Origin of the sequence: Allobosea spartocytisi, from assembly GCF_014764685.1 — a bacterium.
In the GTDB taxonomy this organism is placed as follows: Bacteria; Pseudomonadota; Alphaproteobacteria; order Rhizobiales; family Beijerinckiaceae; genus Allobosea; species Allobosea spartocytisi.
Genome location: NZ_JACXWY010000007.1, coordinates 1 through 26,775 on the forward strand (window position 1 = coordinate 1; position 26,775 = coordinate 26,775).

Sequence of the window (26,775 nt, forward strand, 5' to 3'; positions counted from 1 at the left end):
CCCCCTATGCGACGGGGCTCGCCGGGCGCTGCCCGCGCTGCGGCGAGGGCGCGCTTTTCGACGGCTTCCTCAAGCTGAAGCCGCGCTGCAGCGCCTGCGGGCTCGACTACAAATTTGCCGATTCCGCCGACGGGCCGGCCGTGTTCATCATGCTGATCGCAGGCTTCGTGGTGCTGGGGGCGGCGCTCTATGTCGAGATCGCCTATGAGCCGCCGATCTGGCTGCATCTCGCCATCTGGCTGCCGCTCGCGATCGCCATCTGCCTCGCGCTGCTGCGGCCGATGAAGGGCCTCGCGGTGGCGCTGCAATACGTCAACAAGGCCGAGGAAGGCAGGCGCGAGAAGTGACCTCTCCGTCAGCCAAGGCGAAGAGATCCGGCCTGCTGCTGCCGGGGCTCCTGACCGTTCTGGGCGCCGTAGTGCTTTGCGGGCTCGGCACCTGGCAGCTCGAGCGGATGCAGGAGAAGCGCGCCTATATCGACCGGCTCGAAACCCAGTCCGCGGGCGCCCCAGCGCCGATGCCGCCGAGCACCGACTGGGCGAAGCTCGACGCCGGTGCGCTCGACCTGACCCATGTGGTCGCCAAGGGCAGCTATGCCGACGAGCATGTCGCAGGCGTGCGCACCACGATCGCGGCGGGACCGCCGGGAACACGCCAGCTCTCCGGCTTCGGGCGCTGGATCTTTCAGGGCTTCAGGCTGGAGGATGGCGGCGTCATCCTCGTCAATCGCGGCTTCGTCCCCGAAAGCAAATTCGGGCAGATCCGTCCCGCTTCCGGCCCCGACACGATCCGCGGCTTCCTGCGCGCGCCCGAGACGCGCAATGCCTTCACGCCGGCGGACCTCCCGGCGATCCGCGAGTTCTACACCCGCGACCCCGCGGCCATCGCCGCCGCCCTCAACCTGCCGCCGGCGCCCTTCTATCTGGAGGCCGAGCGCGAGGGTGACGGGCTGACGCCGCCGGCCGGCGTCGATGTGCGCGAGCTGATCGGGCGCATTCCCGACAATCACCTGCAATATGCGCTGACCTGGTTCGCGCTCGCGCTGACGCTGGTCGGGGTGTTCGGAGCTTATGCCTGGCAGGGTCGGAAAGGCACCGGCTCGGCCTGAGACCGCAGGATCGACATCAAACGGTTTTGCCCAAAGCAGCAGACCGGCCTATAGCATCAGATATAGATCAAAGAGGCCCAAGACCGTGCTGCATGTCTCCACCCGGGGCGAAGCCCCGGCGCTCAGCTTTTCCGACGCGCTCCTGACCGGGCTCGCCCGCGACGGCGGGCTCTATCTGCCGCAGAGCTGGCCCACGCTCGACGCCGCCGAGATCGCCGGCTTTTCCGGCAAGCCCTATGCCGCCGTGGCGGAGCGGGTCATCGGCGCGCTGAGCGATGGGGATGTCGAGCCAAAGGCCCTCGGCCGGATGATCCACGACGCCTATGCCGGCTTCCGGCATCCGGCCGTCTGCCCGCTGACGCAGATCGGCGACAACCTCTTCGTGCTCGAACTCTTCCACGGCCCGACGCTCGCCTTCAAGGACGTGGCGATGCAGCTTCTCGGCCGGCTGATGGACCACACGCTCGGGCTGCGCGACCAGCGCGCCACCATCGTCGGCGCGACCTCCGGCGATACGGGCAGCGCAGCCATCGACGCCTTCAAGGGGCTGAAGAGCGTCGACGTCTTCATCCTCTATCCGCAGGGCCGTGTCTCGGACGTGCAGCGCCGGCAGATGACCACGGTCGATGCGGAGAACGTCCACGCCATCGCGGTCGAAGGCACCTTCGACGACTGCCAGAACCTGGTGAAGGCGATGTTCAACCATCACGCCTTCCGCGACGAGATCGGCCTGTCCGGCGTCAATTCGATCAACTGGGCGCGCATCGCCGCGCAGGTGGTCTATTACTTCACGGCGGCGGTTTCGCTCGGCGCGCCCGCCCGCAAGGTGTCCTTCGCAGTGCCGACCGGCAATTTCGGCGACATCCTCGCCGGCTGGGTCGCCAAGCGGATGGGCTTGCCCGTCGAGCGCCTGACGATCGCGACCAACAGCAACGACATCCTGCCCCGCACGCTGGCGAGCGGCGTCTACGAGATGCGTGGCGTCCAGGCGACGACCTCGCCTTCGATGGACATTCAGATCTCCTCCAATTTCGAGCGGCTGCTGTTCGAGGCGCATGGGCGCGACGGCGCCGCCGTGCGGCGGTTGATGCAATCGTTGCAGCAGTCCGGCCGCTTCGAGATCGGGCCCGAGCCGCTCGCCCGCATCCGCAGCGAGTTCGAGGCGACGGCGCTCAGCGAGAGCGAAATCGCCGCCGAGATCCGCCAGACCTGGACCGAGAGCGGCTACCTCGCCGATCCGCACACCGCCATCGGCATCGGCGCCGCCCGCCAGAAGCTCGCCCGCGACGCGGCAACGCCAACGATCGTGCTCGGCACCGCCCATCCGGCCAAGTTCCCGGCCGCCGTGAAAGCGGCCAGCGGCGTCGAGCCGGTGCTTCCGGCGCATCTCGCCGATCTGATGGAGCGCAAGGAGCGGGTTACGTTGCTGCCGAACGACCTCGCGGCGATCGAGACCTTCGTGCGCGAGCATGCCCGCGCCGTGCGGGGGGCCGCGGCGTGAGCGTGGCCGCGCCCGCCGAGCTGGCCGAGATCGTGGCTCCCGACGAAAGCCGCGGCGCGCATGATCCCGATGTCGGCCTGACCACCCTGCCCTCGGGGCTGCGGATCGTTTCGCAGCATATGGAGCATGCGGCGACCGTCTCGCTGGGCATCTGGATCGGGGCCGGCTCGCGCGACGAGCTGCCCCATGAGCATGGCCTTGCCCATCTTCTGGAGCATATGGCCTTCAAGGGCACGGCAAGGCGCAGCGCCTTGCAGATCGCCGAGGAAATCGAGAGCGTCGGCGGCGACCTCAACGCGGCGACCAGCGTGGAATACACCTGCTACACCGCCCGCGTGCTCGGCGCCGACCTTGCGCTCGCGGTCGACATCCTCGCCGACATCGTCACCGCGCCGGCCCTCACCGAGGAGGAGCTGAAGCGCGAGAAGGGCGTGATCCTGCAGGAGATCTCGGCGGTGCAGGATACGCCGGACGACCTCGTCTATGATCGCTTCCTGCAAGCCGCCTTCCCCGACCAGCCGATCGGCCGGCCGATCCTCGGCACGGCCAAGACGGTGAAGGGCTTCACGCCCGACGCCATCCGCGCCTATCTCGCCCGGAACTACCATGCCGGGAACATGGTGCTGGCGGCGTCCGGCGCCGTCGACCATGACGAGCTCGTCGCGCTCGCCCGCAAGCATCTCTCCGCCCTGCCCGCGCGGCCGGCGGTGCCGCTCATCCGCGAGCCCGGCGAGTATCGCGGCGGCGAGGCGCGGATCGGCAGCGACGAGGAGCAGGTGCATCTCGTGCTCGGCCTGCCCGGCCTGCCCTTCGCGCAAGGGGCGCATTATCCGCTGCAGATCTTCGCTTCCGTGCTCGGCGGCGGGCTGTCGTCGCGGCTGTTCCAGGAGGTGCGCGAACAGCGCGGCCTCGCTTATGCCATCGACGCCTTCCACTGGCCCTTCTCCGATTGCGGCGTCTTCGGCATCGGCGCCGGCACCGCGCCGGAGGATGCCAATGAGCTGATCGAGGTCGCGCTCGGCTGCCTGCGGCAGGCGGCGGAAGACGTGACCGAGGTCGAGGTCGCGCGCGCCCGCGCCCAGATGAAGGTCGGGCTGCTGGCTTCGCTCGAGAGCCCGGGCGGCAAGCTCGAGCAGATGGCGCGGCAGGTGCTGCTGTTCGGCCGGGCGATCCCGCGCGAGGAGCTTGCGGCACGGCTCGACGCGGTGACGCTGGCGGATGTGCGCAATGCCGGCCGCTCGCTGCTCGGCCACCAGCCGACCATCGCGGCGATCGGCCCCCTCCATGGATTGCCGCCGGCGAAGCGACTGCGCCAGGCGGCGCGAGCGGCGGACTGACCGGCGATGGCACTCTTCCGTTTCCCGAGCGAGCCGCAGAGCCGCCCGCTGATCCGGACGCCGAATCTCTACCTGCGCGCGCCATCCATCGACGACTTCGCCACCTGGGCGGTGCTGCGCATGGAAAGCCGCGAATTCCTGGCGCCCTGGGAGCCGACCTGGAACGAGGACGACCTCACCCGCAACGCCTTCCGGCTGCGCGCCAAGCGCGCCGCGCGCGAGATCTCCACGGACGAGGCCTATTCGCTCTTCATCTTCGAGAGCCATAGCGAAACCCTGCTCGGCGGGCTGACGCTGGGGTTGATCCGGCGCGGCGTCGCGCAGGCCTGTACGCTCGGCTACTGGATGGGCCAGCGCCATGCCGGCAAAGGGCACATGACCGAGGCCGTGCGCGGGGCGCTGCGCTTCGCCTTTTCTGAACTGGCGCTCCACCGCGTCGAGGCGGCCTGCCTGCCCAATAACGAGCCGTCGCGACGATTGCTGGAGCGTGTCGGCTTCCAGCCCGAAGGGCTGGCGCGGGCCTATCTCAAGATCAACGGCGTCTGGGCCGATCACCTGCTCTATGCCGCCCTTTCCAACGACCGCCTGCCGGGGGCAAGCCGTTGACCGCGGCAGTGGACGGCAGGCGCGCCCTGCCTTGCCCTCGCCACGAGCGGCCGATAGGACTTTTGCTTCAATATCGAACGATCATATCCCGCCTGGTAGCCGAGCGCAGCTTGTCCATCTCCGAGCGAATTCTCCGGATCGGCCTCGCCGTCGCCGGTCTGGCCTTGTGGTTCTGCTGCGCCGGCATCGGGCCGGCAAACGCCGTCGACGCCGTCCGCGTGCCGGTCGACGCGCCGGTCATCGACCTCACCCACATCGTCGAGCGCAACAAATCCGACGGCGACGTCATCCAGATCTCGACCGCGCCGGGGCCGGACGGCATCGTGCGCCGCATCGCGGTGAAGGCGCGCGAATCCGGCGCCAGGCCGGACTGGATCGTCTTCGCGCTGACCAATGATTCCGACGAGCAGATCGACCGGCTGCTGGTCGCGCCCTTCCACCGGCTGATCGGATCGGGCGTGGTCTGGCCCGATCTCGGCGACCGGCGCATCGAGGCGGTGACGGCGAGCCAGGGCCTCTCGCCCGACCGCGAGGCCAGCCCCGATGCCGATGTCTTCCTGATCACGCTCGATCCGGGAACGACCGTGACCTTCGTGGCCGAGCTGAAATCGCCCAACCTGCCGCAGCTCTATCTCTACGAGCCGGACGCCTATCGCCAGAAGACCAACGGGCTGACGCTCTACAAGGGCATCATCATCGGCATCGCCGGCCTGCTGGCGCTGTTCCTGACCATCATCTTCGTGGTCAAGGGCGCGGTGATCTTCCCGGCTGCGGCGGCGCTGGCCTGGGCGGTGCTGGCTTATGCCGGGCTCGATTTCGGCTTCTTCCAGCGGCTCTTCCCACTCACACCGGCCATCGAGCGAATCTATCGCGCCGGCGCCGAGGTGGTGCTGGCGGCGACGCTGCTCGTCTTCCTCTTCGCCTATCTCAACCTGTCGCGCTGGCATGTCCGCTACGGCCACGTCACCATCGTCTGGATTCTCGGCCTCGCCGGCCTCGTCGGGCTTGCCGTCTTCGACGCGCCGATGGCGGCCGGCATCGCCCGCATCTCGATCGCGGCCGTGGCTGCCGTCGGCTTCGTCCTCGTGGTGCATCTGGCGACCCATGGCTATGAGCGGGCGGTGATGCTGATCCCGACCTGGTTCCTGCTCGCCGTCTGGGTGACGGCGGCCGGCTTCACCGTGACCGGGCAGTTTCAACGCGATCTCGTCGCGCCCGCCTTGCTCGGCGGCCTCGTCCTGATCGTGCTGCTGATCGGCTTCACCGTGATCCAGCACGCCTTCGCCGGCGGCGCGATCTCGCACGGTCTGGTCTCCGACACCGAGCGGCGGGCGCTGGCGCTCTCGGGCTCGGGCGATCTCGTCTTCGACTGGGACGTCAGCGGCGACAAGATCTTCGTCTCGCCGCAGATCGAGGCCCTGCTCGGCCTGGCCAAGGGCTCGCTCGAAGGCTCAGCCGCCCGCTGGCTGGAACACATGCATGTCGCCGACCGCGACCGCTACCGCGTCACGCTCGACGCGGTGCTGGAACAGCGGCGCGGCAAGCTCAATCTCGACGTGCGCCTGCGCGCCGCGAACGGCACCTATCACTGGGTCAACATCAAGGCCCGTCCGGTGCTCGGCTCGGATGGCGAGGTCATCCGCGTCATCGGCACGCTGGCGGATGTCACCGACCAGCGCACGGCGCAGGAACGGATGCTGCACGACGCCGTGCACGACAACCTGACCGGCCTGCCCAACCGCAAGCTGTTCCAGGACCGGCTCGGGGCGATCTTCGGCTTCACCCGTGCCGACGACAATATCCGCCCGACCGTGCTGGTCATCGATGTCGATCGCTTCAAGCAGGTCAACGAATCGGTCGGCTTCTCGGCCGGCGACTCGATCCTGCTGACGCTGGCGCGCCGGCTCGGCCGGCTGCTCCGGGCGCAGGACACGCTGGCCCGCATCGGCGGCGACACCTTCGCGATGATCCTCGTCTCGGAGCGCGATCCCGAGCGCATCCTGGCGCTGGCCGAACTCGTGCGCCGCGCCGTCTCGACGCCGATCACCTATGCCGAGCGCGAGATCGTGCTGACGCCCTCGATCGGGCTCGCTTTGTTCGACGCCCCGTCCGCCGCGCGCAAGGACGACGCGCTGAAGAACGCCGAGCTCGCCATGGCCCATGCCAAGCGCCAGGGCGGCAACCGGATCGAGATCTTCGTCCCGGCGATGCGGACAGACCGCAACGACCGGCTCGCGCTCGAAAGCGACCTGCGCAAGGCGATCGAGCGCAACGAGATCCAGGTGATGTACCAGCCGATCGTCAGGCTGGAGGACCGGACCATCGCCGGCTTCGAGGCGCTGGTGCGCTGGGACCATCCGCGCGAAGGCCGGCTGATGCCGCAGGACTTCCTGGCCATCGCCGAGGAGACCGGGCTCATCGTCGATCTCGGCATCTACGTCATGGACAAGACCGCGCGCGAGCTCGAGGCCTGGCAGGCCGCGCTCGAGGTCGATCCGCCGATCTTCGCCAGCGTCAACGTGTCGAGCCGCCAGCTCCTGCGGCACGACCTGCTGCATGACGTGAAGACCGTGCTCGGGCGCCGGCGCGTGCTGCCCGGCACGCTCAAGCTCGAGATCACCGAGAGCCTCGTGATGGAGAACCCGGAATATGCGGCGCAGATGCTGCAGCGCATCCGCGATCTCGGCGCCGGCCTCTCGCTCGACGATTTCGGGACAGGCTATTCCTCGCTGTCCTATCTCCAGCGCTTCCCCTTCGACACGATCAAGATCGACCAGAGCTTCGTGCGGCAGATGGGCAATGGCCGCCCGCCCGTGATCCTGCGCTCGATCGTGCAGCTCGCCTCCGACCTCAACATGGATGTCGTCGCGGAAGGAGCCGAGAGCGAGTCCGACGCGATCGAGCTCTACCAGCTCGGCTGCCAGTATGCGCAGGGCTACATCTTCGGCCAGCCGATGACGGCGGCGGAAGCCCGCCGCCTGATGGGCGCGACGGCCGCAGCGACCGAAGCGGCGTAAAGCTGGAGCTGACGCCCCTCGGAAGAGACGACGAAGAAGCAGGGTCATCCCGGACGCAGCGAAGCGGAGATCCGGGATCCATGCCTGAGCATCAACCGGAAGAGTTCCGGCATGGATCTCGGGTCAAGCCCGGGATGGCTCCGTGGTTCCGTGGACAGCCAGGAGACGGTCAAGCCCGAGCATGACGCCGGACCTTCACGCGTGCCCGGCCTCGCGCGACAGGAAAGCCGGATCGATACCGATCTTGCCCAGCGCGCGCTGGTATTTCGTCTCGACGCTCTCATCGAAGAGCAGCGCGGGATCGGCCTCGCAATGCAGCCAGCCATTGGACTGGATCTCGGCCTCGAGCTGCCCGGCCGCCCAGCCGGCATAGCCCAGGGCGAGCACCGCGCTCTCCGGCCCGGTGCCGACGGCGATGGCTCTGAGGATGTCGAGCGTCGCGGTGAGGCAGATGCCGTCGTCGATCGGCAAGGTCGCCGATTCCAGGAAGAAATCGGCGGTGTGCAGGACGAAGCCGCGCTTGGTCTCGACCGGGCCGCCGCGCAGCACCTGCATCTTCTCCGCCCGGCTCGGCAGGCGGATGATTTCCTCCGACGGAATCACGTCGAGCTGGACGAGAAGGTCCGGGAATTTCGTATCCGCAGCCGGCTTGTTGACGATGATGCCCATCGCCCCGTCCTCGGAATGGGCGCAGACATAGACGACGCTGCGGCTGAAGCGCGTGTCCGTCATGCCGGGCATCGCGATCAGGCACTGCCCGTCGAGATAGCTGCGGCTGCCGAGGCGCGTTTGGGGGCCGATCTTCATGCCGCCATGCTAGATCACTTCCCGCGCACGGGAAACGCCGATCGGGCATAAAAAGCCGGCATCGCGATTGCGCCCCATTCTTCGACGAAGATCCGGCCCCGGTTTGTCGTCGCAATCATGTGAGAGGCAGAGGTTTTGTTCGCTTTTCGGCTTGGCACTGGTTAAGGCAAAGCTGTGATCCGGATCCTTCCCCTGCTGGCCCTCGCCCTTCTCGCCTTCGGCACGGTCGCCCAGGCGCAGGACGCCACGACCGAAGCCGCCACGTCGCCCTGGTCGACCGGCGAGCATGCGAGACTGCGTCTCATCGCCGGCCCGACCACGCCGACCGGCAAGCAGCGCGTCGGCGTCGAGATCGTGATGTCGCCGGGGTTCAAGACCTATTGGCGCACCCCCGGCGAGTTCGGCGTGCCGCCCGCCTTCGACTGGAGCGGGTCGACCAATATCGGCGGGCTCGACGTGCGCTGGCCGGTGCCGGAGCGCTTCCAGGACTCGGCCGGCTATTCGATCGGCTATGTCGGCGAGGTGGTGATCCCGATATCGGTCCAGCCGGTCGATCCGTCGCGGCCGGTCATGGTCGTGCTCAAGCTCGATTATGCGGTCTGCGAGAAGATCTGCATCCCCGCCAGGGGCGAGGCCAGCCTGTGGCTCGAACCGGGCGTGACGACCGTGACCTCGCCGCGCCTGGAGAGCTACGAGGCGCGCGTTCCCGTCCCGGTGAAGCCGGGGCCGCATAACGGCAAGCTCGCCCTCCTCGACGTCGGGCTCGACGACACCGTCGTCGATCCCGGCCTCAAGCTCGTGCTGCAGACGCCGCCCGGCGGCAAGGTCGAGGACATCTTCGTCGAGGGTCCCGGCATGTGGTCCTTCGGCAAAACCCATCTGACGCCGGAGGCCGACGGCACCGTCACGGCCAGGATCAGGATCAACGACCGGCCCAAGGGCGTCGCCGGGCCGATCCCGCTGATCTTCACCGTGCGCGGCTCGCCCAAGCCGGTGGAGACGCGGCTCGACCTCGACATCCCCGCCGCCAAGCCGTAAGCCCTGAACCGGGCGGCGTCGATGCCGCGGGCTTTCTGGAGAACAGGCGCATGACCATCAAGGTGGGTGACAAGCTTCCGCAGGCGACGTTCCGGATCATGACCGCAGACGGCCCCGCGGCCAGGACGACGGACGAGCTGTTCAAGGGCAAGAAGGTCGTTCTCTTCGCCGTGCCCGGCGCCTTCACCCCGACCTGCCATCGCAACCATCTGCCCGGCTATGTCGGCAAGGCGGCCGAAATCAAGGAGAAGGGCGTCGACGCCATCATGGTGACCTCGACCAACGACGTCTTCGTGATGGACGCCTGGTCGAAGGCCACTGGCGGCGCCGGCGTGATCGAGTTCCTCGCAGACGGCAACGCCGATTTCGCCAAGGAGATCGGCCTGTCGATGGACGGCTCGGGCTTCGGCCTCGGCACCCGCTCGCAGCGCTACTCGATGATCGTCGAGGACGGCGTGGTGAAGGCGCTCAATGTCGAGGAAGCCGCCGGCAAGGCCGAGGCCTCCGGCGCCGAGACGATGCTCGGCCAGCTCTGAGGCACTTCGCGACCGAAAATTATCGAGCCCGCACGATGCAATCGTGCGGGCTTTTTGTTGGGCGTCGGAGGTCAAGCCGTTCGGCACGGCGAATGCCTAGAGCGGGATGGATGGCCGGGTTTCATGGAGCGCCGCTCGGGGTATCGCCATCGCACCAGGAACGGACCTCGGCTTTGGGCCCAAGGCCTTGCCGTGAGCCCGACTAACGGAGCTTGGCGATCCCAATTCCATCGAGTTTGGCGCGGTCCTTGATGGATTCCTCGCTACGGGTCATCGCTTTCGAAATCGCCTTCAGTGCCATGCCCTTCTTGGCGAGCAACTTTAGCTTCTCAAGTTCCTCATGTGTCCAGGGTTGGCGATGCCGTTCAAATCGCTCGGTCACAATGTGCTCCTGCTCTGCCGGGACATCTTCGGCATTCGCGCCATCTATAGCAGCGATCGCGACGAATTTGGTCGCAGGGATAGATGGTGCCGAATCCAGTGCCGCCAAGTCTGCGCCTCGCTTTCCCACAGCCGCACACCCTTCCGTTGATCCTTCCGATCTCGGCTTGTCATGAGACAAGGCACCAGGCAGGCGCTAGCTTCCTCCTTGGAGGAAGATGCCGATGCCTGAGATCACGATCCGCCCGCTTGCTGCCACCGACCGCGCCGCCTGGACCCCGCTCTGGCATGGCTATCTGACCTTCTACAAATCGACGCTTCCCGCCGAGCTCGACGACGTCACCTTCGGGCGATTGACCGGCGGCACGGAGCCGATGGGCGGCTTCATCGCCTTCCAGGGCGACAAGGCGCTGGGCATGACAAACTGGGTGATCCACCGCACGACCTGGAGCGAACGGAACATCTGCTATCTGCAGGATCTCTTCACCGTTCCCGAGGCGCGCGGAACCGGCGTCGGCCGCAAGCTGATCGAGGCCGTGAACCAGATGGCCCGCGAGAAGAACTGCTTCCGCGTCTACTGGCAGACGCATGAAACCAATCTCCAGGCGCAGGAGCTCTACAACAAGGTCGCCGACAAATCGGGCTTCATCGTCTACCGGCAGCCGCTCGGCTGAGCCACGCCGCCGCTTGCAGGCGCGAGCATTTCGACTGCGCCGACGCAGAGCCATATTTGCGCCGGCGCAATCCCGATCTTCCACCGCTCGCCTATATGAGGGGCATGCTTTCCTGCGGCGCGTTGCGTAGCGTGTCGTCGGTCAATCCGCTCCCCGAACGCGGCATCGCCCGCGCTCCCTCAGAGGCGTGACGTCATGAAGAAGATCGGCTTCCTGTCCTTCGGCCACTGGACCCCCTCGCCCCAGTCGCAGACGCGCTCGGCCGGCGACACGCTGCTGCAATCGATCGATCTCGCCGTCGCAGCGGAGGAGCTCGGCGCGGACGGCGCCTATTTCCGCGTGCATCATTTCGCCCGGCAGCTCGCCTCCCCCTTCCCGCTGCTAGCGGCGGCCGGGGCGAAGACGAGCCGAATCGAGCTCGGCACCGCCGTGATCGACATGCGCTACGAGAACCCGCTCTACATGGCCGAGGATGCCGGCGCCGCCGATCTGATCGCCGGCGGGCGGCTCCAGCTCGGCATCAGCCGCGGCTCGCCCGAGCAGGTGATCGATGGCTTCCGCCATTTCGGCTACCAGCCCGCGGAAGGCCAGAGCGATGCCGATATGGGCCGCCGCCATGCCGAGGTCTTCCTCGACGTGCTGCGCGGCGAAGGCTTCGCTAAGCCCAATCCGCGCCCGATGTTCCCGAACCCGCCAGGGCTGCTCAGGCTCGAGCCGCATTCCGAGGGCTTGCGCGAGCGCATCTGGTGGGGCGCCGGTTCGAACGCCACCGCCATCTGGGCCGCCAAGCTCGGCATGAACCTGCAGAGCTCGACGCTGAAGAACGACGAGACCGGCGAGCCCTTCCACATCCAGCAGGCGAAGCAGATCCGCGCCTACCGCGAAGCCTGGAAGGAGGCCGGGCACAGCCGCACGCCGCGCGTCTCGGTGAGCCGCAGCATCTTCGCCCTGGTCGATGACCGCGACCGCGCCTATTTCGGCCGCGGCAATGAGGGCGACGATTCCATCGGCTTCATCGACGACACCACCCGCGCCATCTTCGGCCGCAGCTATGCGGCGGAGCCGGACAAGCTCGTCAAGGAGCTGGCACGGGACGAGGCGATCGCCGAGGCCGACACGCTGCTGCTCACCGTGCCGAACCAGCTCGGCGTCGATTACAACGCCCATGTGATCGAGGCGATCCTGAAGCATGTCGCGCCGCCGCTCGGCTGGCGCTGAGGCAAAAGCCACAGGCACCCCGCGCACGCACCTTCACCGCCCGCGTTGCCGCGTTCGGTGGTGGTGAGGGGCAGCGGAGCGCCGCGAGGCGCGGTTGGGTATCAGGCCGCTTCCATTGAGCCAGGATGCGGCGCGGAGGGATTGAGCCACCCTCCGCACGCCCCGTGGCGCTCCGCTTATCGGCGTTCTTAAATCTCCGGGCCGCGCTTATATGGCTTTGCGGGTCGGGAAAGGCGAACTCGGACGCCAGTTCCCCTCATCGGGTTGTCGCGTCGTCGCACCACCCATCCGTTGCCACCGAGCCTTCCAGCGAGCTCCTCGCACAGGGCCGTAGTACCCCCCAGGGCGGTGCCCCGAAGCCTCCCGAGTCTGGCGTGCAAAGCCAGCCGCAGGCGCCGACCTCATCCCGCCATACGACATGCCTCCGGATGGCTGCCCCTCGGGGATGAGGTGGGCCAAGGATAGGCGGGCGTTGGAAGGCGGGGATAAGTTTTCGACGGCGACCGCCCCGGCAGGGCCAGCGCCTCTCAAACAGCTCGGCTTTCGGCCCCTACCCGCCTTCCAATCAGAACGGGTTCCAAGGCGCGTCAATGGCGCTCACCTGTCCGTATAAAATGGGTTTGGCCGCTCTGAGCTTGTCCAGGTTAGGCTTCGCCAAATCCCAAAATTTGTCGAAGTCTTTGAATTTCGCTGGCATGGCTTGGAAGCCGACATGATCCTTTCTCAATGGCCGGCCTCTCATAGACGCGTACACGTTTGTCGCATTGACAGAGAAGAAATCAGTTCCACTATAGTTGAAAACTATTCCCGTTTCAGGATCTGTCAAAGGATCGTAACTTCGCAATACGCCATCCGCGATGTGGCAGAATTCATGGAAGAGGATCTCGTTCGGCTGAGCGCCGGGCGCCAAACTGCCAGAAAAATTTTTCGGCGAAAACTGAACGGTTGAATTGGCGTTTTGCTCCCCAGACAGGAACGGGAATATATTAACGTTCCCCGGCAAGAAATTAACAATCAGACGGCCCATCTGATTGGCAAGGATATATTTTATCACCTTTTCGATGCCGTTGACCCAATCTTGGCCCGTGGTTTTAAGATCTGCTTGTTCTGCGCCTGCAGGATTTAGGATCAACTTGGCAGAAGATACGCTTGGCCGAGGCGGCAAGTTGTTCGATGGACGGTCGGTGGAAGCAAACGTTATCGGCAGAGCTGCCGTTTGCGGCCTGCCGGACGCGTCATATGCAGCAATATTGTCTCCGGCCTTCAATCCGCGCAGCATGAAGTAGACGTGCAGATTGGCGTCTTTTTTGTACGGTGGCGGCGATTGAAAACGGCTGCTGGACATCGACACGAAAGCGTTGCCTGGCGCACACAGCCGGATCCTCCAATCCATACCGGCGGCCCAAACTGCGACGGCGGCGTTTCCTGAAGGATCTTTCAGGGCCAGGCTGCTTAAACCGGGGCTGTTCGCGGTCGCCGGAATACCGACAAAATGCGGCATATGCAGCTCCTTCGTTCAGAATGTTGCAGCCATTTTACGGAACGGCGTCATTCCGGCGCCCCGCGCCGCGCAGGCAAGAATGGCCGAGGTAGCCCGGTGCCGCTTCCTTCATATGGACGACGCGTTGCGAGCGTGCGCCTTGCTGGCCCCGCTTCGACTATTGGCGGACTCGGTGGATCAATGGTCCTGCCGGCCGCCGTCCTGAATGGCTTTGGATTTCCGGTGAATGGCTCCCTCATTCTTGTGGGAGGTCACATCCGGAGTCGGCGGCTTGGCTTGCCGATTGGCGCTCGGCACGCGACCTCGGCCTGTTGGAAGAGGTCCAGCCCATCGCAAAATCCTCACGCTGAAACGCCCGGAGTCCTCGTGAGGGCTCCAGGCGTTTCAGCGCTGTTCTGCTGAGGTCACGCGAACCAGGGCATGGACCATGTCTTGACGTTGGTGAAGGACTTCATGGCCTCGACGACGCCCTCCTTGTAGCCGAGGCCGGAATCCTTGATGCCGCCGAAGGGGACATCTTCATGATCCGGTCGAGGTTCGGCATCAGGCCCTTGGCGCTGGCAGCCTCGATATGGGCCGGTTCCGCACCGTCCATGCAGATCACCACCGTCGGACGCTACGGGCGCGCATAATTGCGACCGTTCGCAATGACGCCAGAACCAATCTTCGTGTGAAGCGTCATAATGCTTTCCTCGTGCGGGCGCCGATCAGCGGATCAGCGCCCTGACGCGGGACGAAACAAGGTCCGCCACCAGCACCATCGCCAGGATGACAAGGATGCAGGTCGCGGTGTCCTGGTACTTGAACAGCTTCATCGAGGAGACGAGCTCGAAGCCGATGCCGCCGGCACCGACCATGCCGAGGACCGTGGACTGCCGGACATTGGTCTCCAGCCGGTAGAAGATCGTCCCGAGCCAGGTCGGCAGGACCTGCGGCAGCACGCCGAAGAAGAAGGTCTTGAACGGGCCGACGCCGGCCGAGCGGAAAGCCTCCAGCGGCCCCTCGTCGATATCCTCCATCGCCTCGGCGAAGAACTTGCCGAGCATGCCGGCGCCGTGGATGGCGAGCGCCAGGACGCCGGCGAAGGGGCCGAGACCGATGGCGGCGACGAAGATCAGCGCCAGGATGATCTCGTTGATGCCACGCAGGCAATTCAGCAGTTGCCGCGTCGCGTGGAAGATCGCCGGGCTCGGGCTGAGATTGCGCGCGGCGAAGAAGCAGATCGGCAGGGAGATGACGACGCCAAGCAGCGTGCCCCAGACCGCGACCTGCAGGCTCTCCAGCGCCGGTTTCCACAAGCGTTCGAGGAATTCCGGGTTGGGCGGCACCATCCGGACGAGGAAATCCCACATATAGGGGATGCCGTTCCAGAGGTTGCTGGCGTTGATCTGGGAGCCGACCGCGGCCCACCACAGGAAGACGAGGATGGCGAGCGCGATCGCGCCGACGCCCCACCAGCCGAAGCGGTTCTGCGGCGGGCGAATGACGAGTTGCAGCGTTCCGAAGGACATGGGTCTAGCCTCCCGTCAGGCGATAGCAGGGGCGATGATCGGCGCCAGCACGGGCTGGCTCACCGGACGCGGCTTGAGCACGCGGCTGATGCCGGGATCTTCGAGGCCGGGATAGATCTGGTGGACGATCTCGGAGGTGAGGTGGTCGGGCGTATCGTCGAAGATCACCCGGCCTCCGCTCAGGCCGACGATGCGCTCGCCGAACTCGACGGCGTAATCGACCTGGTGGAGGTTGCAGATCACGGCGATCCCCTCCGCCTTGCAGATCGCCTTGAGGTAGCCGAGCACGATGCGCGAGGTCTTGGGATCGAGGCTCGCCACCGGTTCGTCGCAGAGGATCACGGCCGGCTGCTGCGCCAGCGCGCGGGCGATGCCGACGCGCTGCTGCTCGCCGCCGGAGAGCTGGTCGCCGCGCGCATTCGCCTTGTGGGCGAGCTCGACCCGCGCCAGGCAGTCCATCGCGATCGCGACGTCCTGCCGCGGGAAGAGCTGCAGCATGCTCAGGAAGGAGGACAGGCCGGCCATGCGGCCGACCAGCACGTTCTTCAGCACCGACAGGCGCTTCACCAGATTATGGTGCTGGAAGATCATCGCCACCCGGCGCTTGCCGGCTGCTCCGCGCTTGAGGTCGAGCACCTTGCCGTCGATGACGGTCCGCCCGGCATCGGGCTGCGCCAGCCCGTTGATGCAGCGCAGCAGGGTCGACTTGCCGGCACCGCTGGGGCCGAGCACGACGAGGAACTCGCCGGCTTTGACGCTGAGGTCGATGCCCTGTAGGACAGGGCGGCCGGCATAGGACTTCTTCAGGCCTTCGATCTTGATCATGTCGCGTTCTCCGCCGGTCGCGTCCGCGACTACTTCATCTTGGTGAGATCGAGCTTCAGCACCTTCGCCGTCTCGCGAATGATGTCGTAGGCCTGATCGTTGGTCTCGACGAAGCGGTTGAGCTTGCCCTGGTCGGCCCAGGTGATGTCCCGGATGTTCAGGAAGGCGGATTTGATCTGCGCCTTCAGATCCTCGGGCAGGTTCTTGCGCCAGCAGGTCGGCGATTCCGGGATCGGGTCGGACTGCCAGACGACCTGGATGTCGGCCGGATCGACCAGCTTCTTCTGCACGGCCGTATCGAAGATGCGGTCGGCGATCGTCGCCGCATCCACGCGCTTGTTGGCGACGGCGAGCGCGTTGGCGTCGTGCGAACCGGTGAAGAGGACACGGCCGAAATCCTTCTCGGGATCGAAGCCGAGCTTCATCAGGCCGGCCTTCGGGAAGAGATGCCCCGAGGTCGATGAGGGATCGACGAAGGCGAAGGTCCGGCCCTTGAGGTCCTTGACCTCCTTGATGCCGCTATCCTTCCGCGTGATGATCAGGCTGCGATAGTAGCTGCGGCTGGATTTGGCCGTCTCGGCGGTCGCGAAGGCCTCGATCGCGGCGACCGTGGTGCCGAGCACATAAGAGAACGGGCCGAGATAGGCGACGTCGACATGGTTCGAGCGCATCGCTTCGATCACGCCGTTATAGTCCGAGGCGACGAAGCCCTGGACAGGGATGCCGAGGTTCTTCTGGAGGGCGTCAAGGAGCTGCTGGCTCGATTCCAGCATCGCCCGCGAATCCTCGGACGGTATCAGCCCGACGCGGACCTGTTTCGTCTCTGCTCGAACCAGAGACGGAATCGCCAGCAGCGTGCCCCCGGCCAGCGAGCTCTTCAAAATCGTCCGACGCGTGATGGTCATGTCATCCTCCCAAGATGATCCGGCGATCTTTTGATCTGCCGGTGAACCGTTGCGGGCGCCGTTGCCCCTTGCTTGATCTCAGGCGGCCATGGCCGCCTGCCTTCCGATGAAGTTGCGACCGCGCTCGCCTTCGAGCGCCTTGCCGACGAGGCGGTTCCACTCGGGCGGCGAGACGCCGTAGGCGGTGGGGTCGGTCGAGACGCCGAGATTGCGCAGGAAGGCGCCGAGCCGCTCGGCGCCCGCTTCGAGGTCCGGGCCGAAGACGCGGCGCAGCGCGGCGTCGCATTGCGGCTCAGCGCCCATCGCCCAGCGCATCACGATCGGCAGCGAGAAGGAGCAGGCGATGCCATGGATCGTGCCGCTCTTCAGCGTGATGTCGTAGGAGATATTGTGAGCGAGCGCGGTCTTGGTGTTGGAGAAGGCGAGCCCCGCCAGCAGGCTCGCCCGCATCTGCCGCGTCCGGAGCTCGACATCGTCGAGGCGCTCCAGCAGGCGCGGCAAGGTGTCGATGATCTCCCTGGCAGCCTCGACCGCATAATTGGCGGAGACCGGATTGCCATTGACGTTCCAGATGCTTTCCAGCGCATGCGAGAGCGCATCGAGCCCGGTCGCGAGCGTGAGGCCGCGCGGCGCGCCGACCGTCAGGGTGGGGTCGAGAACCGCCGTCTCCGGATAAAGCCGGGGATGGGCGAGCGAGTACTTGCTGCCATTGGCGGCGTCCCAGACCGTCGCCCAGGACGTGACCTCGCTGCCGGTGCCCGCCGTCGTCGGCACGGCGATGATCGGAAGGATCGCGCTCTCGTCGAGCAGCTTCTTCTCGACGAGATGGCGGCGCACCGTCTCGAAATCGCCGCCGCTAGCCGCCAGCACCTTCGCGGCGTCGATCATCGAGCCGCCGCCGAGAGCAACGATCACCTCGGCCGGCTCGGCCGCGCCGAACTGCTGGCAAGACAGCGCGAGGTCGGCGCAGTCCGGGTTGGTCTCGATATTGGTGATCGACACGACAGGAGCACCGGCGACCGCCGTCAGGCGGGCGGAGAGTTCGCGGAAGATGGGCTGGTCATAGGTGACGAGGGCCCAGCGCCGGTTACCGATCAGGCTTGCGACCTCATCGAGCAGGCCGTTGCCGGACCGGATCTTCACGGGGTTCCAATACGCCCAGGTCATGCGTTTCCATCCTCGCGATGCGCCTTGCCGGCTTTGTTGCGAGGATGCTCTTCGAAGCCAGACCTTATGACAAATTGATTTTTTGATCAGATTGGATAGATTTTTGCTATGCGTTATACTCAGCTCAGATCATTCCATCTCGTGGCGGGCTCAGGCGGCTTCAACGCCGCCGCCGACGCCTTCCATATCAGCCAGCCGACCCTGACGGCGCAGGTCGGCGCGCTGGAGGAGGAGTTCGGCGTCGAGCTCTTCGTCAAGCGCGGCCGGCGGCGCGAGCTCAGCGATACCGGCCGGCAGCTTCTGGCCATCACCACCCGGCTTTTCGCCGAGGAAGCCGAGGTGCTCGCCTTCCTGACGGAAACGCGGGAATTGCGGACCGGGCGCCTTTCGATCAGCGCCGTCGGGCCGTTCCACGTCACGGAGATGCTGGCCGCCTTCAACCAGGCCTATCCGGAGATCGAGCTCGCCGTGAAGCTGGGGAACTCCGCCGAGGTCCTCGACGATCTCGCCAGTTACCGATGCGACGTGGCCGTCCTCGCCTATATCGACGAAGACGACCGCCTTCTGACCATGCCCTACAGGCGTCACCCCGTCGCCGTGTTCGTGCGCCGCGACCATCGTTTCGCCGAACGCGACACCATCCGGCTGACGGAGCTGGAGGGCGAGCCGATGATCGTGCGCGAGCAGGGTTCGACAACGCGACGCGCCTTCGAGGACGCGCTTTCAAGAACCGGCACGAAGCCGCGCTTGATGATGGAGATCGGCAGCCGCGAAGCCATTCGCGAGGCGGTGATCCATGGCCTCGGCATCAGCTATGTTTCCGAAGCCGAATTCGTGCCGGACGAGAACCTCAAACTGATCCGGATCGAAGGTGCCGAAGTCTACACTTACGCGCATGTGGTCGTGCTGAAACAGCGCGAGTCCAGCCGGGTCATCAAGGCGTTTCTCGATGTCGTGCAGCGCGCCCGCGACGCTTTCGACGCCGTAGCGGCCAAACAGTGATCATCGCGAAGGCGAAATGTTGGCTTCGGCTTCGTCGCATGAAGGACGGCCACGGAGACGCAGGCCCGCCCCAGGGCTTGCGAACCTCCGTTCTCGGCGCCTCGCGACCTGTGAACGTTCTCGGTCTCGAACGGCCACTTTGGGCCGAACGGGACATTGATGGATTTCCTACCAACTGACGCGCAGGCCGGCCCGCCCGGTGATGCTGTGGCTGTCGGCGAAATGAGCCAGGCTGGTCTGGGCCTCGACCTCACCATAGAGCGCATAGCGGCCCGTTTCGTATTTGGCGCCGAGGCCAAGCCCTCCCCAGAGCCGCTGCCCCCGGCTGGTCAACGGCGTACCGGCGACCGTTACCGTCGTCCCGTCGAGGAATTCGTAATGCAGGTTGGCGATGCCGTAGAGCGAGGCATTGACCTGCCGCCCAGCGCTGTCGCGCCAGCTCTGCCGGTAATCCGCGGAGATGCCGAGCCGCCCGCGCAGGCTGTCGCCGTCGCCGAGCGCGACGCGGGCGCCGAATGGGTCGACGAAGCTGTCCGCATCGACATGTGAGTAAGTCAGTTGCGCCTGTGGCGTCAGCGACCAGGCACCTGACAGCGCGATGCGCTGCCCAATTTCCAGCCCCAGCGCATAGCCGAAGCCGCCCTTGCCCTTGGCGAGCTGACGCCCGGCCGTCGTGGAGGACAGGTCGCTGTCGAACCAGTTCAGCTTGGTCTGCGCATCGGCATAGAAGCCTGACGCGCCGTACCAGGTCAGCGCCCCACCGAACCCGGTGCCGGAGGCCTTGATCTTGCCGCGCCCGAAGACCGACGAGATATCGGCCAGCGCTTCGCCATGATGCAACGTCACGCCTCCGACGAGCGTGCCGGCATCGCCAGCGAAAACCTGCCCGTCGGCGCCGGCCTGCAGGCGCCAGCTATCGATCGCGTAGCTCGTGCCGGTGGTCGAGAAGCCCGGCGTGACGCGGCTGTGGGCTGCATCGATGCGGGCCCAGATCGCCCGGCCTGCCGCATTCGCCGTGTCGTCAGGCCGGCCGTCGAAGCGCTCGCCGACGCGCTGACGCAGCGTCTGCAGCTCGTTCAGGCTCTGCAGGACCTGGCCATAGGCTTCGTAGATGGGGGCTCCGGGCTGGTAGATCGGGCCGATCTCGGTCGGGCCGGTCGACGGTGAGGTAGGAGGTGGTGAGGTGGGAGGCGGTGAGGTAGGAGGCGGCGTCAGATAGGCGGAGCGCAGATACCAATCGCCGTCGTTCGGCGTGCTGATGCCGTTCTTCTGCAGGGTGTAGGCGTAGGCGCCGGCGACGACGGCCGGCTGCCCCTGGAAGACATAGTTGCCCTGGAGCGTGAAGACGCCGTTCGAGGCCCCGCCGACATCGACGACCTTGATGCCCTCGATGGTCTGTGCGCCGGCACCACCCTGGTTCAGCACCGTGACGAGGGTCGAGCCTGCCGTGCTGCCGGTGATGACGAGGCGGTCGGACGGCGAGGCATCGCCGCCGAGCACGGTCTCGATCTCGAGCCGGCCGCCATTGCCCACGTAATTGCCGTTGATCGTCAGCGTGCCGATCGAATTGCCGGGCGCGATCGTGCCGCCCGGCTGGTTGATCGTGGAGCCGACCGTGCCGATGCCCTGCAGGCGGCCGCCGATGACCTCCATCGTCCCGCCGAGGACGCCGTTCACGGCGAGCGTGCCCGCCAAGACGCTGCCGGCGCCGGTGTAGGTCGCGCCGCTGTTGCCGGTCAGCTCCAGCTTGCCCAGGCCATCCTTGATCAGCGCGCCCGCGCCGGTGAAGGTCGGGGAGATGCCGATATCATGGCCATCCGTGTCGATGACGAGGCCATTCGCGCCGATGGCGATGGTGCGGGTGTCGAAATTGTTGAAGAAGGTGGAATTGTTTCGCGTCGCGCGCAGGAGGCCGCCATCGAAGGTGACGCTCGCGATCCCTGAGCCGCCCCGAATGCCGCCGGTTTCCAGAACGCCGCGATTGCTCGCCAAGCCCTGCACAAGCAGCGTCCCGCTGACTCCCGCGTTAACGCCGAGCAGAACACCGCCTTCGGCGCGAACCAGCCCGCCGTTCTCGACCGTCAGCGAACCGGCTCCGAAATTGCCGATGGTGAGGTTGAATGGCGACATCACCCATTTCGACCCCGCGCCTGTCACTGTGACCGTGCCGGTGTCGTTGGCGCCGATATAGCCCTGATTGCTGATGACACTCGCGCCGTCTTCGATGCGCAAGGTGCCTGGGCCGAAGCTGCCGACGGTGAACTGTCCGATGGTGGTCCAGGTCGTGCCCACGCCGGTCAATACAGCGTCGCCGCGTGTATCACTGCCGATGACGCCGTCCGCGCTCGAAATGGTCGCACCGCCCTCGGCGCGCAAAGTTCCTGTCGAACCTACTGTGCCGTACTGGCCGACGGCCAGCCGGCCAGTGTTCTGCCAGGACGAGCCAAGCCCGCTAATCAAGGCGCTGCTGCCGCCACCGACGTTGCCGGCGGCGTTTGAAACCCGGCCGCCAGCCAGAATATTCAACGTTCCGGAACCGGAGTATCCGACATAAAGATCGCTGGCATTGGTCCATGTCGAGGCCGTGCCGTTGCTGTTGACGCCCGAAACCGTGACCGTGCCCTGGCTGCCGGGATTGGCACCGATGTAGCCGGCTAGGTTGCTGACCGTGCCACCATTCAGGATGCTCAGCGTTCCGGCGCCGTCATATCCGACATAGAGATCAAAGGCGTTGGTCCATGTCGAGGCCGTGCCGTTGCTGCCGACACCCGAGACAGTCACCGAGCCGTCGCCGCCCGCGCCATCGCCGATGGTGCCGTAATCATTGGTCACGGCGCCGCCATTCATGATGCTCAGGGAGCCGACACTGGATTGGCCGACGACGAGGTCGCCAGTGATTGTCCAGCTCGGTGACGGGCCAAGGTTAGGATTCAGATCGTTGTTGCCCGTGACCATTTGTGCGCGTGCCGGAAGGCCGGTGGCGCAGACCAGTGCGACGAGCGCTGTCGACAGCAGCAGGGCCTGGCGACAATCGCGAGCGGCAGCCACGCTCTTCATCGCTCGTCTCGTCAATGTTCAGCCCCCACCCGATGATGTCGCCCTATTCGTCGATATTCCCCGCACAGGCACGTGTTCACGCGGAGAATCATGCCGAGAGCGAATCGCTACCGCCGGTTGCAAAAGGCTAGCATTCAATGGTTAATCATAGTGGTAGGACGCTGCCTCTCCGGGACGGTTTTCGGTTCCAGAGAGCAACCGAACGACCTCACTTGGTGGTATAGCCACCGTTGACGAGAATCGTCTGCCCGGTCATCCACCAGCCATCCGAAACCAGAAAGCGGATGAAGGGCACGATGTCCTCGATGTCGGTCAGGCCTGTCTTGGTAAACTTCGACAGAGCTGCCGCCGCCTTGTGATAGGCTTGAGCGTCGGCGGCTTCCGCCGGATAGAAGAACGGCGTGTCCATCGGGCCCGGGCCGATGGCGGTCACCGAGATGCCGCGCTCGCCGAACTCTTTCGAAGCTGCGCGGGTGAAGTGCTCGACCGGCGCCTTCGTGCCGGCATAGGCGGCATAGAAGGGGGTGTAGGCGCCGAGCAGCGAGGTCACGAGCGTGCAGATCTTGCCGTTGTCGTTGACGTGCTTGCCGGCCTCCTTGAGGAAGAAGAAGGCGGATTTCGAATTCACCGCAGTCATTTCGTCGTACTCGGCCTCGGTGATCTCGACGAAGGGCTTCTTCAGAACCTTGCCGACCGTATTGATGGCGATATCCGGTTTACCGATGGCGGCGACGGTGTCGGCGAAGAGCTTCTCGACCGCGCCGGCCGTAGTCAGGTCGGACTGAAGGGCGACGGCCTTTGCACCGGCGGCCTTGATGGCAGCAACCGTCTCATCCGCCGCGGGTTTGGTCGCGCTCGTGTTGTAGTGGATGGCCACGGCCTTCGCACCGTGCGCGGCAAGATCGCGGGCAAGCAGCCCGCCGAGGTTCTTCGCTCCCCCAGCAATGAGAACCGTCTTACCCTTGATGCCGTGATCGAGCATGTTCCGTCTCCACTGGTCGCAGCAGCCAAGGCGCGATCCTCGACGGAACTGAACGGGTTTTGGATACCTGACCAGAGCAGCGACAGTATCTGCTCCTGATGCCTCTTGACGGGATGCGTATTTTAAGCCGTGCGTCGGGCGCGGAAAGCTTCGCGGCTTTCCGGCTCTTTCAAGGATCGATGCGAGTATCGGTCACCGCGAACCCAGCCTTGTCCAAGCCCTCCGCGATATGAGCGATGTAATCTTCCTGGAATTTGCGCCCGCGCCAATCGATATAGAATTCAGTGGCGTAGTTGGGCCTCAAATGGCGCAGGATTTGAAGATGCATCTCCGCTTTGGCTGCGGCGCCGAGCTGCCCGCAGATGGCGGCAAGCATAACGTGCAGGAAATAATATTTCTCATCGATGCTGAAATTTGAGGCAAGCTTAAAAGCGCCTTCGTAATCGCGCTTGCGATACAATTCCAGGATCGGGACGCCATATGCCATTGCAGGATGGTAATATCCGTGCGCGTTGGCTTGCCGCACAAGTTCGGCTCCCTCTTCATAGCGACCCATGACATAGAGGCGATTGCCCAGCATCAATTGGTGTTCTCCGGATCCGGGATTCAAAGCTATGGCCTGCCGCCCCGCCCGCTCGAACTCCTCGAACTTCCCCATGGCGAACAGCACGGTCGAGCGCATGGTGTGCGCCAGAGCCGAGTGCGGTGCCGCGCGGATCGCTTGATCGGCCATGCCGAGAGCTTCTTGTAGTATCTTGCTGCTTTCAGTCAGTTTGGCGTAGAGCCCTCGAACCTCGTTCATGTGAATATAGGACAGCATCGCCCAAGCGTCCGAATAAAGCGGCTCTTTACTGACGGCGGACTCAAGACATTTGCGGATACTAATCTGCTCCGAATCCTCGAGCGTTGTCACATATGTAAAGGCGTGTACGACACAGCTATACGCATCCTGGTGCTTGTCGGGGTGGAGCTTGCGCTCATTCACATTGATGATGCCCCAGCGCTGCCCGATCTGCCTCGCGATGGCCTCGCCGACAGCCTTCTCCGCCGCCATCATCGAGGACGCTCCGGCGGATTCGATTTCCTCGCGCGACGCCAGAATGAGACCCGACCGGTGCTCGCTCAGCATCCAATGGCATCGCAGCACTCGATCCTCGACATCGGCGGCAATGTCGAGGACATAGAGGCTGCCCGCCCCGCTGGGGCGCAGCGACGTGACGAGCTCCTCAAACGATCTGTGAGGCTCAAGACCGGCGATGCGCAGGCCGTGATAGGGAACGAGAGCCGCAACGACCGAGCGGATCATGCGAGACGATGCCTCGCCGGGGCCGCCGCCGGCCGCGGCCCTGACCACGATGATCGGGATCTTGTGCTCGGGGCCGCGCCGGGCTTCTTCCGGCCGCGCTTCCGCGGACATCGGCCGAAGTCCCGTCCTGACCAGGGTCTCGTTGCGGCCCGAAGGCCCGGTCGCTTTCGCCTGGCGACGTTCGAAGCGCGGCACGTATCCGCCGACGGGCAGAAGAATCGCCACGCTCTCCGCGGCACCATCAACAGCGTAATAAAGGGCCAGCGCCGAGCGCAGGCGGGTTGCCTCGTTGCGAACGACGGCATCCTTGGCGGGGTCGAAATCGACGCCTCTGCCAAAGACGTCCACAGCGATCGTGTAGGCCTTCAGCTGGGCGCTTTTTCCCTCGATGGCCTTTTGGACGACATATCGGAGGAAGCGCGCGCCTCGTGCCGAAATCCGCGCGCCCGGCGCATTCAAGAGGTTGTCGAGCGCCGATGCGATTTCCCTCTCTTCAACGCCGTCGATGGGCATATCGCTGCTGGACCCACCCTGCCATGCACCCCGCGTGCGGGGAGCCGATTGCCACGGGGCGCAGTAATCTTTGCCTGACTGCGCGTTACTTCACTGCAGCATAGTGCTCCGCATTCAACAATTGTCCGCCCCTAAAATTTCCGAATATTTTGCTCAGGGTCCCAAATGCGCTCCAAATGGCGCGAGACCATTTCCGCCTGAAGGCATGCAGCCTTATGCCCCAAGCTGAAGACAGCTTAGGGCTATCTTCCACCCGGCTTGAACGGCGCCATGCCGGCGCGCGCCAGCGCGTCGGCGCGCTCGTTCATCTCGTCGCCGGCGTGGCCCTTGACCCATTTCCACTCGATCTTGTGGCGGCCCAACGCCGTTTCGAGGCGCTGCCAGAGCTCAGCGTTCTTGACCGGCTTGCGGTCGGCCGTCTTCCAGCCGTTCTTCTTCCAGCCATGAATCCAGCCGGTGATCCCCTGCCGCAGATACTGGCTGTCGGTGTGCAGCGCGACCGTGACCGGCCGCTTCAGCGCCTCCAGCGCAGCGATCGCCGCCATCAGCTCCATGCGGTTGTTGGTGGTCTGAGCCTCGCCGCCGGAGAGTTCCTTCTCGACGCCATTGAAGGTCAGGATCGCGCCCCAGCCGCCGGGGCCGGGATTGCCCGAGCAAGCGCCGTCCGTCCAGACTTCGACCGTATCGCTCATGGCAGGCCCCGCCGGTTTTTGGTCGCGCGAATGGGGCAAGCCCCAAGCGCGCCGGGGCCAGGGCTCCCGGAACAAGCGCCGTCCGTCCAGACTTCGACCGTATCGCCGCTCACCGCTTAAGCCCGTATTCGCGCGCGTCGAGCACGCGCTGGTGGAAGACGAGCTTGCGGTCGTATTCGAGCGGATCGAGCGGCTTCACCAACGCATCGGGCGGCACGTTCAGCCAGTCGACGAGGCGGGTCAGCAGGAAGCGCAGCGCCGAGCCCCGGCAGAGCTGCGGCAGCGCCTCGACCTCCGCCTGCTCGAGCGGGCGGACGCTTTCATAGCCCGCCAGCAAGGCCTGCCCCTTGGTGAGGTTGAAGGAGCTGTCGGCCTCGAAGCACCAGGAGTTCAGGCAGATGGCAAGGTCGTAGGCGAAGGCATCGGTGCAGGCGAAATAGAAATCGATCAGCCCCGAGAGCCTGTCGCTGAGGAAGAAGACGTTGTTGGGAAAGAGATCGGCATGGATGACACCGCGCGGCAGGCCTTGCGGCCAGCTCGCCTCATGCACCGCGATCTCGGCGGCGACGCGGCGCGCGAGGCCCGGCGAAACCTTGTCGGCCTCGGTGCCGGCCTGCTCGGCGAGCGGGCGCCAGCCCGGCACGGAAAGCGCATTGACGCGCTCCATGGCGAAGTCGGAGCCGGCGGCGTGGAGCTGCGCGAGACCCCGGCCGAGCTCGTGGCAATGCGCGGCGGTCGGGCGGCGCACCGACAACCCGTCGAGGAAGGTGACGATTGCCGCCGGGCGGCCAGCGAGACGCCCCAGCATCTCGCCGCGGCTGTCCTCGACCGGCTGCGGACAGATCAGTCCGCGCGCGGCGAGGTGCTGCATCAGCCCGAGGAAGAAGGGCAGATCGTCCGGGTTCACCCGCTTCTCGTAGAGGGTGAGGATATAGGCGCCTTGCGTGGTCCGGATCAGGTAGTTCGAGTTTTCGACGCCCTCGGCGATGCCCTTGGCGGACAACAGCTCGCCAATGCCGTAGCGCGCCACGAAGGCAGCCATCTCGTCATCGGGCACTTCGGTATAGACGGCCAAGATCGGTCGCTTTCTG

Annotated in this window: 23 protein-coding genes; 11 read left to right on the forward strand and 12 right to left on the reverse strand. The window is 65.6% G+C overall.

From position 1 onward, the window contains the following. The 6 genes from IED13_RS12935 to IED13_RS12960 form a co-directional block, all read left to right on the forward strand. Positions 1 to 347: DUF983 domain-containing protein (locus tag IED13_RS12935; protein WP_191124408.1), on the forward strand; the 347-nt coding region annotated here is incomplete at its 5' end. Further along, positions 344 to 1,108, forward strand: coding sequence for an SURF1 family protein (locus IED13_RS12940; protein WP_191124409.1), 765 nt, complete (start codon positions 344 to 346; stop codon positions 1,106 to 1,108). The genes IED13_RS12935 and IED13_RS12940, both read left to right, overlap by 4 nt. A gap of 85 nt (positions 1,109 to 1,193) precedes the next feature. After that, positions 1,194 to 2,609 carry a threonine synthase gene (thrC, locus tag IED13_RS12945; RefSeq protein WP_191124410.1) on the forward strand — a complete coding sequence of 472 codons (1,416 nt, stop codon included), beginning with the start codon at positions 1,194 to 1,196 and terminating at the stop codon, positions 2,607 to 2,609. Positions 2,610 to 2,641: 32 nt separating this feature from the next. Further along, positions 2,642 to 3,946, forward strand: a complete 1,305-nt coding sequence (locus IED13_RS12950; RefSeq protein WP_038362286.1) for a M16 family metallopeptidase — start codon at positions 2,642 to 2,644, stop codon at positions 3,944 to 3,946. Positions 3,947 to 3,952: 6 nt separating this feature from the next. Beyond that, on the forward strand, positions 3,953 to 4,552 hold the full coding sequence (locus IED13_RS12955) for a GNAT family N-acetyltransferase (RefSeq protein WP_038360913.1): 600 nt from the start codon (positions 3,953 to 3,955) through the stop codon (positions 4,550 to 4,552). Between the two features lie 116 nt (positions 4,553 to 4,668). Then, the gene (locus IED13_RS12960; RefSeq protein WP_038362283.1) at positions 4,669 to 7,569 is read left to right on the forward strand and encodes an EAL domain-containing protein; all 2,901 of its coding nucleotides are present in this window, start codon (positions 4,669 to 4,671) and stop codon (positions 7,567 to 7,569) included. Positions 7,570 to 7,764: 195 nt separating this feature from the next. Here the strand turns inward: IED13_RS12960 and IED13_RS12965 are convergent, their stop codons facing one another. After that, positions 7,765 to 8,376, reverse strand: a complete 612-nt coding sequence (locus IED13_RS12965) for a YqgE/AlgH family protein (protein ID WP_191124411.1) — start codon at positions 8,374 to 8,376, stop codon at positions 7,765 to 7,767. Between the two features lie 174 nt (positions 8,377 to 8,550). On the opposite strand from IED13_RS12965, the gene IED13_RS12970 reads away from it, so the two are divergent. Next, entirely contained in the window at positions 8,551 to 9,414 is an 864-nt protein-coding gene (locus IED13_RS12970; RefSeq protein WP_191124412.1) for a protein-disulfide reductase DsbD domain-containing protein, read from the forward strand. A 50-nt stretch (positions 9,415 to 9,464) separates the two neighbouring features. Next, positions 9,465 to 9,950 carry a peroxiredoxin gene (locus IED13_RS12975; RefSeq protein ID WP_038360910.1) on the forward strand — a complete coding sequence of 162 codons (486 nt, stop codon included), beginning with the start codon at positions 9,465 to 9,467 and terminating at the stop codon, positions 9,948 to 9,950. Between the two features lie 202 nt (positions 9,951 to 10,152). Here IED13_RS12975 and IED13_RS28550 read toward each other — a convergent pair whose 3' ends face one another. Then, positions 10,153 to 10,440, reverse strand: coding sequence for a hypothetical protein (locus IED13_RS28550; protein WP_210323606.1), 288 nt, complete (start codon positions 10,438 to 10,440; stop codon positions 10,153 to 10,155). A 115-nt stretch (positions 10,441 to 10,555) separates the two neighbouring features. Here IED13_RS28550 and IED13_RS12985 point away from each other — a divergent pair, with 115 nt between their 5' ends. Together IED13_RS12985 and IED13_RS12990 are read left to right on the forward strand one after the other, a co-directional pair. Next, positions 10,556 to 11,005 carry a GNAT family N-acetyltransferase gene (locus IED13_RS12985; RefSeq protein ID WP_210323607.1) on the forward strand — a complete coding sequence of 150 codons (450 nt, stop codon included), beginning with the start codon at positions 10,556 to 10,558 and terminating at the stop codon, positions 11,003 to 11,005. Between the two features lie 195 nt (positions 11,006 to 11,200). Further along, the gene (locus IED13_RS12990; protein ID WP_133562249.1) at positions 11,201 to 12,223 is read left to right on the forward strand and encodes an LLM class flavin-dependent oxidoreductase; all 1,023 of its coding nucleotides are present in this window, start codon (positions 11,201 to 11,203) and stop codon (positions 12,221 to 12,223) included. A gap of 565 nt (positions 12,224 to 12,788) precedes the next feature. On the opposite strand, the gene IED13_RS12995 is transcribed toward IED13_RS12990, so the two are convergent. The 5 genes from IED13_RS12995 to psrA all read right to left on the reverse strand — a co-directional run bounded on the left by IED13_RS12995 (position 12,789) and on the right by psrA (position 18,132). Next, positions 12,789 to 13,724 carry a hypothetical protein gene (locus IED13_RS12995; RefSeq protein ID WP_191124414.1) on the reverse strand — a complete coding sequence of 312 codons (936 nt, stop codon included), beginning with the start codon at positions 13,722 to 13,724 and terminating at the stop codon, positions 12,789 to 12,791. A gap of 707 nt (positions 13,725 to 14,431) precedes the next feature. After that, positions 14,432 to 15,235 carry a phosphonate ABC transporter, permease protein PhnE gene (gene phnE, locus IED13_RS13000; protein ID WP_112762912.1) on the reverse strand — a complete coding sequence of 268 codons (804 nt, stop codon included), beginning with the start codon at positions 15,233 to 15,235 and terminating at the stop codon, positions 14,432 to 14,434. A 15-nt stretch (positions 15,236 to 15,250) separates the two neighbouring features. Then, a complete protein-coding gene (gene phnC / locus IED13_RS13005) occupies positions 15,251 to 16,060 on the reverse strand; it encodes a phosphonate ABC transporter ATP-binding protein (RefSeq protein WP_112762913.1) in 810 nt (269 codons plus the stop codon). 29 nt (positions 16,061 to 16,089) lie between these two features. Then, entirely contained in the window at positions 16,090 to 16,965 is an 876-nt protein-coding gene (gene phnD, locus IED13_RS13010; protein WP_191124415.1) for a phosphonate ABC transporter substrate-binding protein, read from the reverse strand. Positions 16,966 to 17,043: 78 nt separating this feature from the next. After that, positions 17,044 to 18,132: an iron-containing alcohol dehydrogenase PsrA gene (psrA, locus tag IED13_RS13015; protein ID WP_191124416.1), complete on the reverse strand. Its 1,089-nt coding sequence runs from the start codon at positions 18,130 to 18,132 to the stop codon at positions 17,044 to 17,046. A gap of 108 nt (positions 18,133 to 18,240) precedes the next feature. On the opposite strand from psrA, the gene IED13_RS13020 reads away from it, so the two are divergent. Then, positions 18,241 to 19,134, forward strand: a complete 894-nt coding sequence (locus IED13_RS13020; RefSeq protein WP_191124417.1) for a LysR substrate-binding domain-containing protein — start codon at positions 18,241 to 18,243, stop codon at positions 19,132 to 19,134. A gap of 168 nt (positions 19,135 to 19,302) precedes the next feature. Here the strand turns inward: IED13_RS13020 and IED13_RS13025 are convergent, their stop codons facing one another. From IED13_RS13025 to IED13_RS13045, 5 genes are all read right to left on the reverse strand, one after another. Beyond that, complete coding sequence (locus IED13_RS13025; RefSeq protein ID WP_248312570.1) at positions 19,303 to 22,191, reverse strand: autotransporter family protein; 2,889 nt, start codon at positions 22,189 to 22,191, stop codon at positions 19,303 to 19,305. Positions 22,192 to 22,399: 208 nt separating this feature from the next. After that, complete coding sequence (locus IED13_RS13030; protein ID WP_038360892.1) at positions 22,400 to 23,173, reverse strand: SDR family oxidoreductase; 774 nt, start codon at positions 23,171 to 23,173, stop codon at positions 22,400 to 22,402. Positions 23,174 to 23,342: 169 nt separating this feature from the next. Further along, positions 23,343 to 24,992: a tetratricopeptide repeat protein gene (locus IED13_RS13035; protein WP_191124418.1), complete on the reverse strand. Its 1,650-nt coding sequence runs from the start codon at positions 24,990 to 24,992 to the stop codon at positions 23,343 to 23,345. 242 nt (positions 24,993 to 25,234) lie between these two features. Beyond that, positions 25,235 to 25,684 (reverse strand): ribonuclease HI, encoded by a 450-nt coding sequence (gene rnhA, locus IED13_RS13040; RefSeq protein ID WP_142020139.1) that lies wholly within the window; start codon positions 25,682 to 25,684, stop codon positions 25,235 to 25,237. A gap of 109 nt (positions 25,685 to 25,793) precedes the next feature. Further along, complete coding sequence (locus IED13_RS13045; RefSeq protein ID WP_191124419.1) at positions 25,794 to 26,759, reverse strand: homoserine kinase; 966 nt, start codon at positions 26,757 to 26,759, stop codon at positions 25,794 to 25,796. Between the last annotated feature and the right edge of the window lie 16 nt (positions 26,760 to 26,775).

Bases quoted from the DNA above. Each gene is read 5' to 3' on its own strand.
- IED13_RS12955 (WP_038360913.1), top strand. From the start codon at position 3,953: ATGGCACTCTTCCGTTTCCCGAGCGAGCCGCAGAGCCGCCCGCTGATC.
- IED13_RS12965 (WP_191124411.1), bottom strand. From the start codon at position 8,376: ATGAAGATCGGCCCCCAAACGCGCCTCGGCAGCCGCAGCTATCTCGAC.
- IED13_RS12975 (WP_038360910.1), top strand. From the start codon at position 9,465: ATGACCATCAAGGTGGGTGACAAGCTTCCGCAGGCGACGTTCCGGATC.
- IED13_RS12985 (WP_210323607.1), top strand. From the start codon at position 10,556: ATGCCTGAGATCACGATCCGCCCGCTTGCTGCCACCGACCGCGCCGCC.
- IED13_RS12990 (WP_133562249.1), top strand. From the start codon at position 11,201: ATGAAGAAGATCGGCTTCCTGTCCTTCGGCCACTGGACCCCCTCGCCC.
- IED13_RS12995 (WP_191124414.1), bottom strand. From the start codon at position 13,724: ATGCCGCATTTTGTCGGTATTCCGGCGACCGCGAACAGCCCCGGTTTA.
- phnE (WP_112762912.1), bottom strand. From the start codon at position 15,235: ATGTCCTTCGGAACGCTGCAACTCGTCATTCGCCCGCCGCAGAACCGC.
- phnC (WP_112762913.1), bottom strand. From the start codon at position 16,060: ATGATCAAGATCGAAGGCCTGAAGAAGTCCTATGCCGGCCGCCCTGTC.
- phnD (WP_191124415.1), bottom strand. From the start codon at position 16,965: ATGACCATCACGCGTCGGACGATTTTGAAGAGCTCGCTGGCCGGGGGC.
- psrA (WP_191124416.1), bottom strand. From the start codon at position 18,132: ATGACCTGGGCGTATTGGAACCCCGTGAAGATCCGGTCCGGCAACGGC.
- IED13_RS13020 (WP_191124417.1), top strand. From the start codon at position 18,241: ATGCGTTATACTCAGCTCAGATCATTCCATCTCGTGGCGGGCTCAGGC.
- IED13_RS13025 (WP_248312570.1), bottom strand. From the start codon at position 22,191: ATGAAGAGCGTGGCTGCCGCTCGCGATTGTCGCCAGGCCCTGCTGCTG.
- IED13_RS13030 (WP_038360892.1), bottom strand. From the start codon at position 23,173: ATGCTCGATCACGGCATCAAGGGTAAGACGGTTCTCATTGCTGGGGGA.
- IED13_RS13035 (WP_191124418.1), bottom strand. From the start codon at position 24,992: ATGCCCATCGACGGCGTTGAAGAGAGGGAAATCGCATCGGCGCTCGAC.
- rnhA (WP_142020139.1), bottom strand. From the start codon at position 25,684: ATGAGCGATACGGTCGAAGTCTGGACGGACGGCGCTTGCTCGGGCAAT.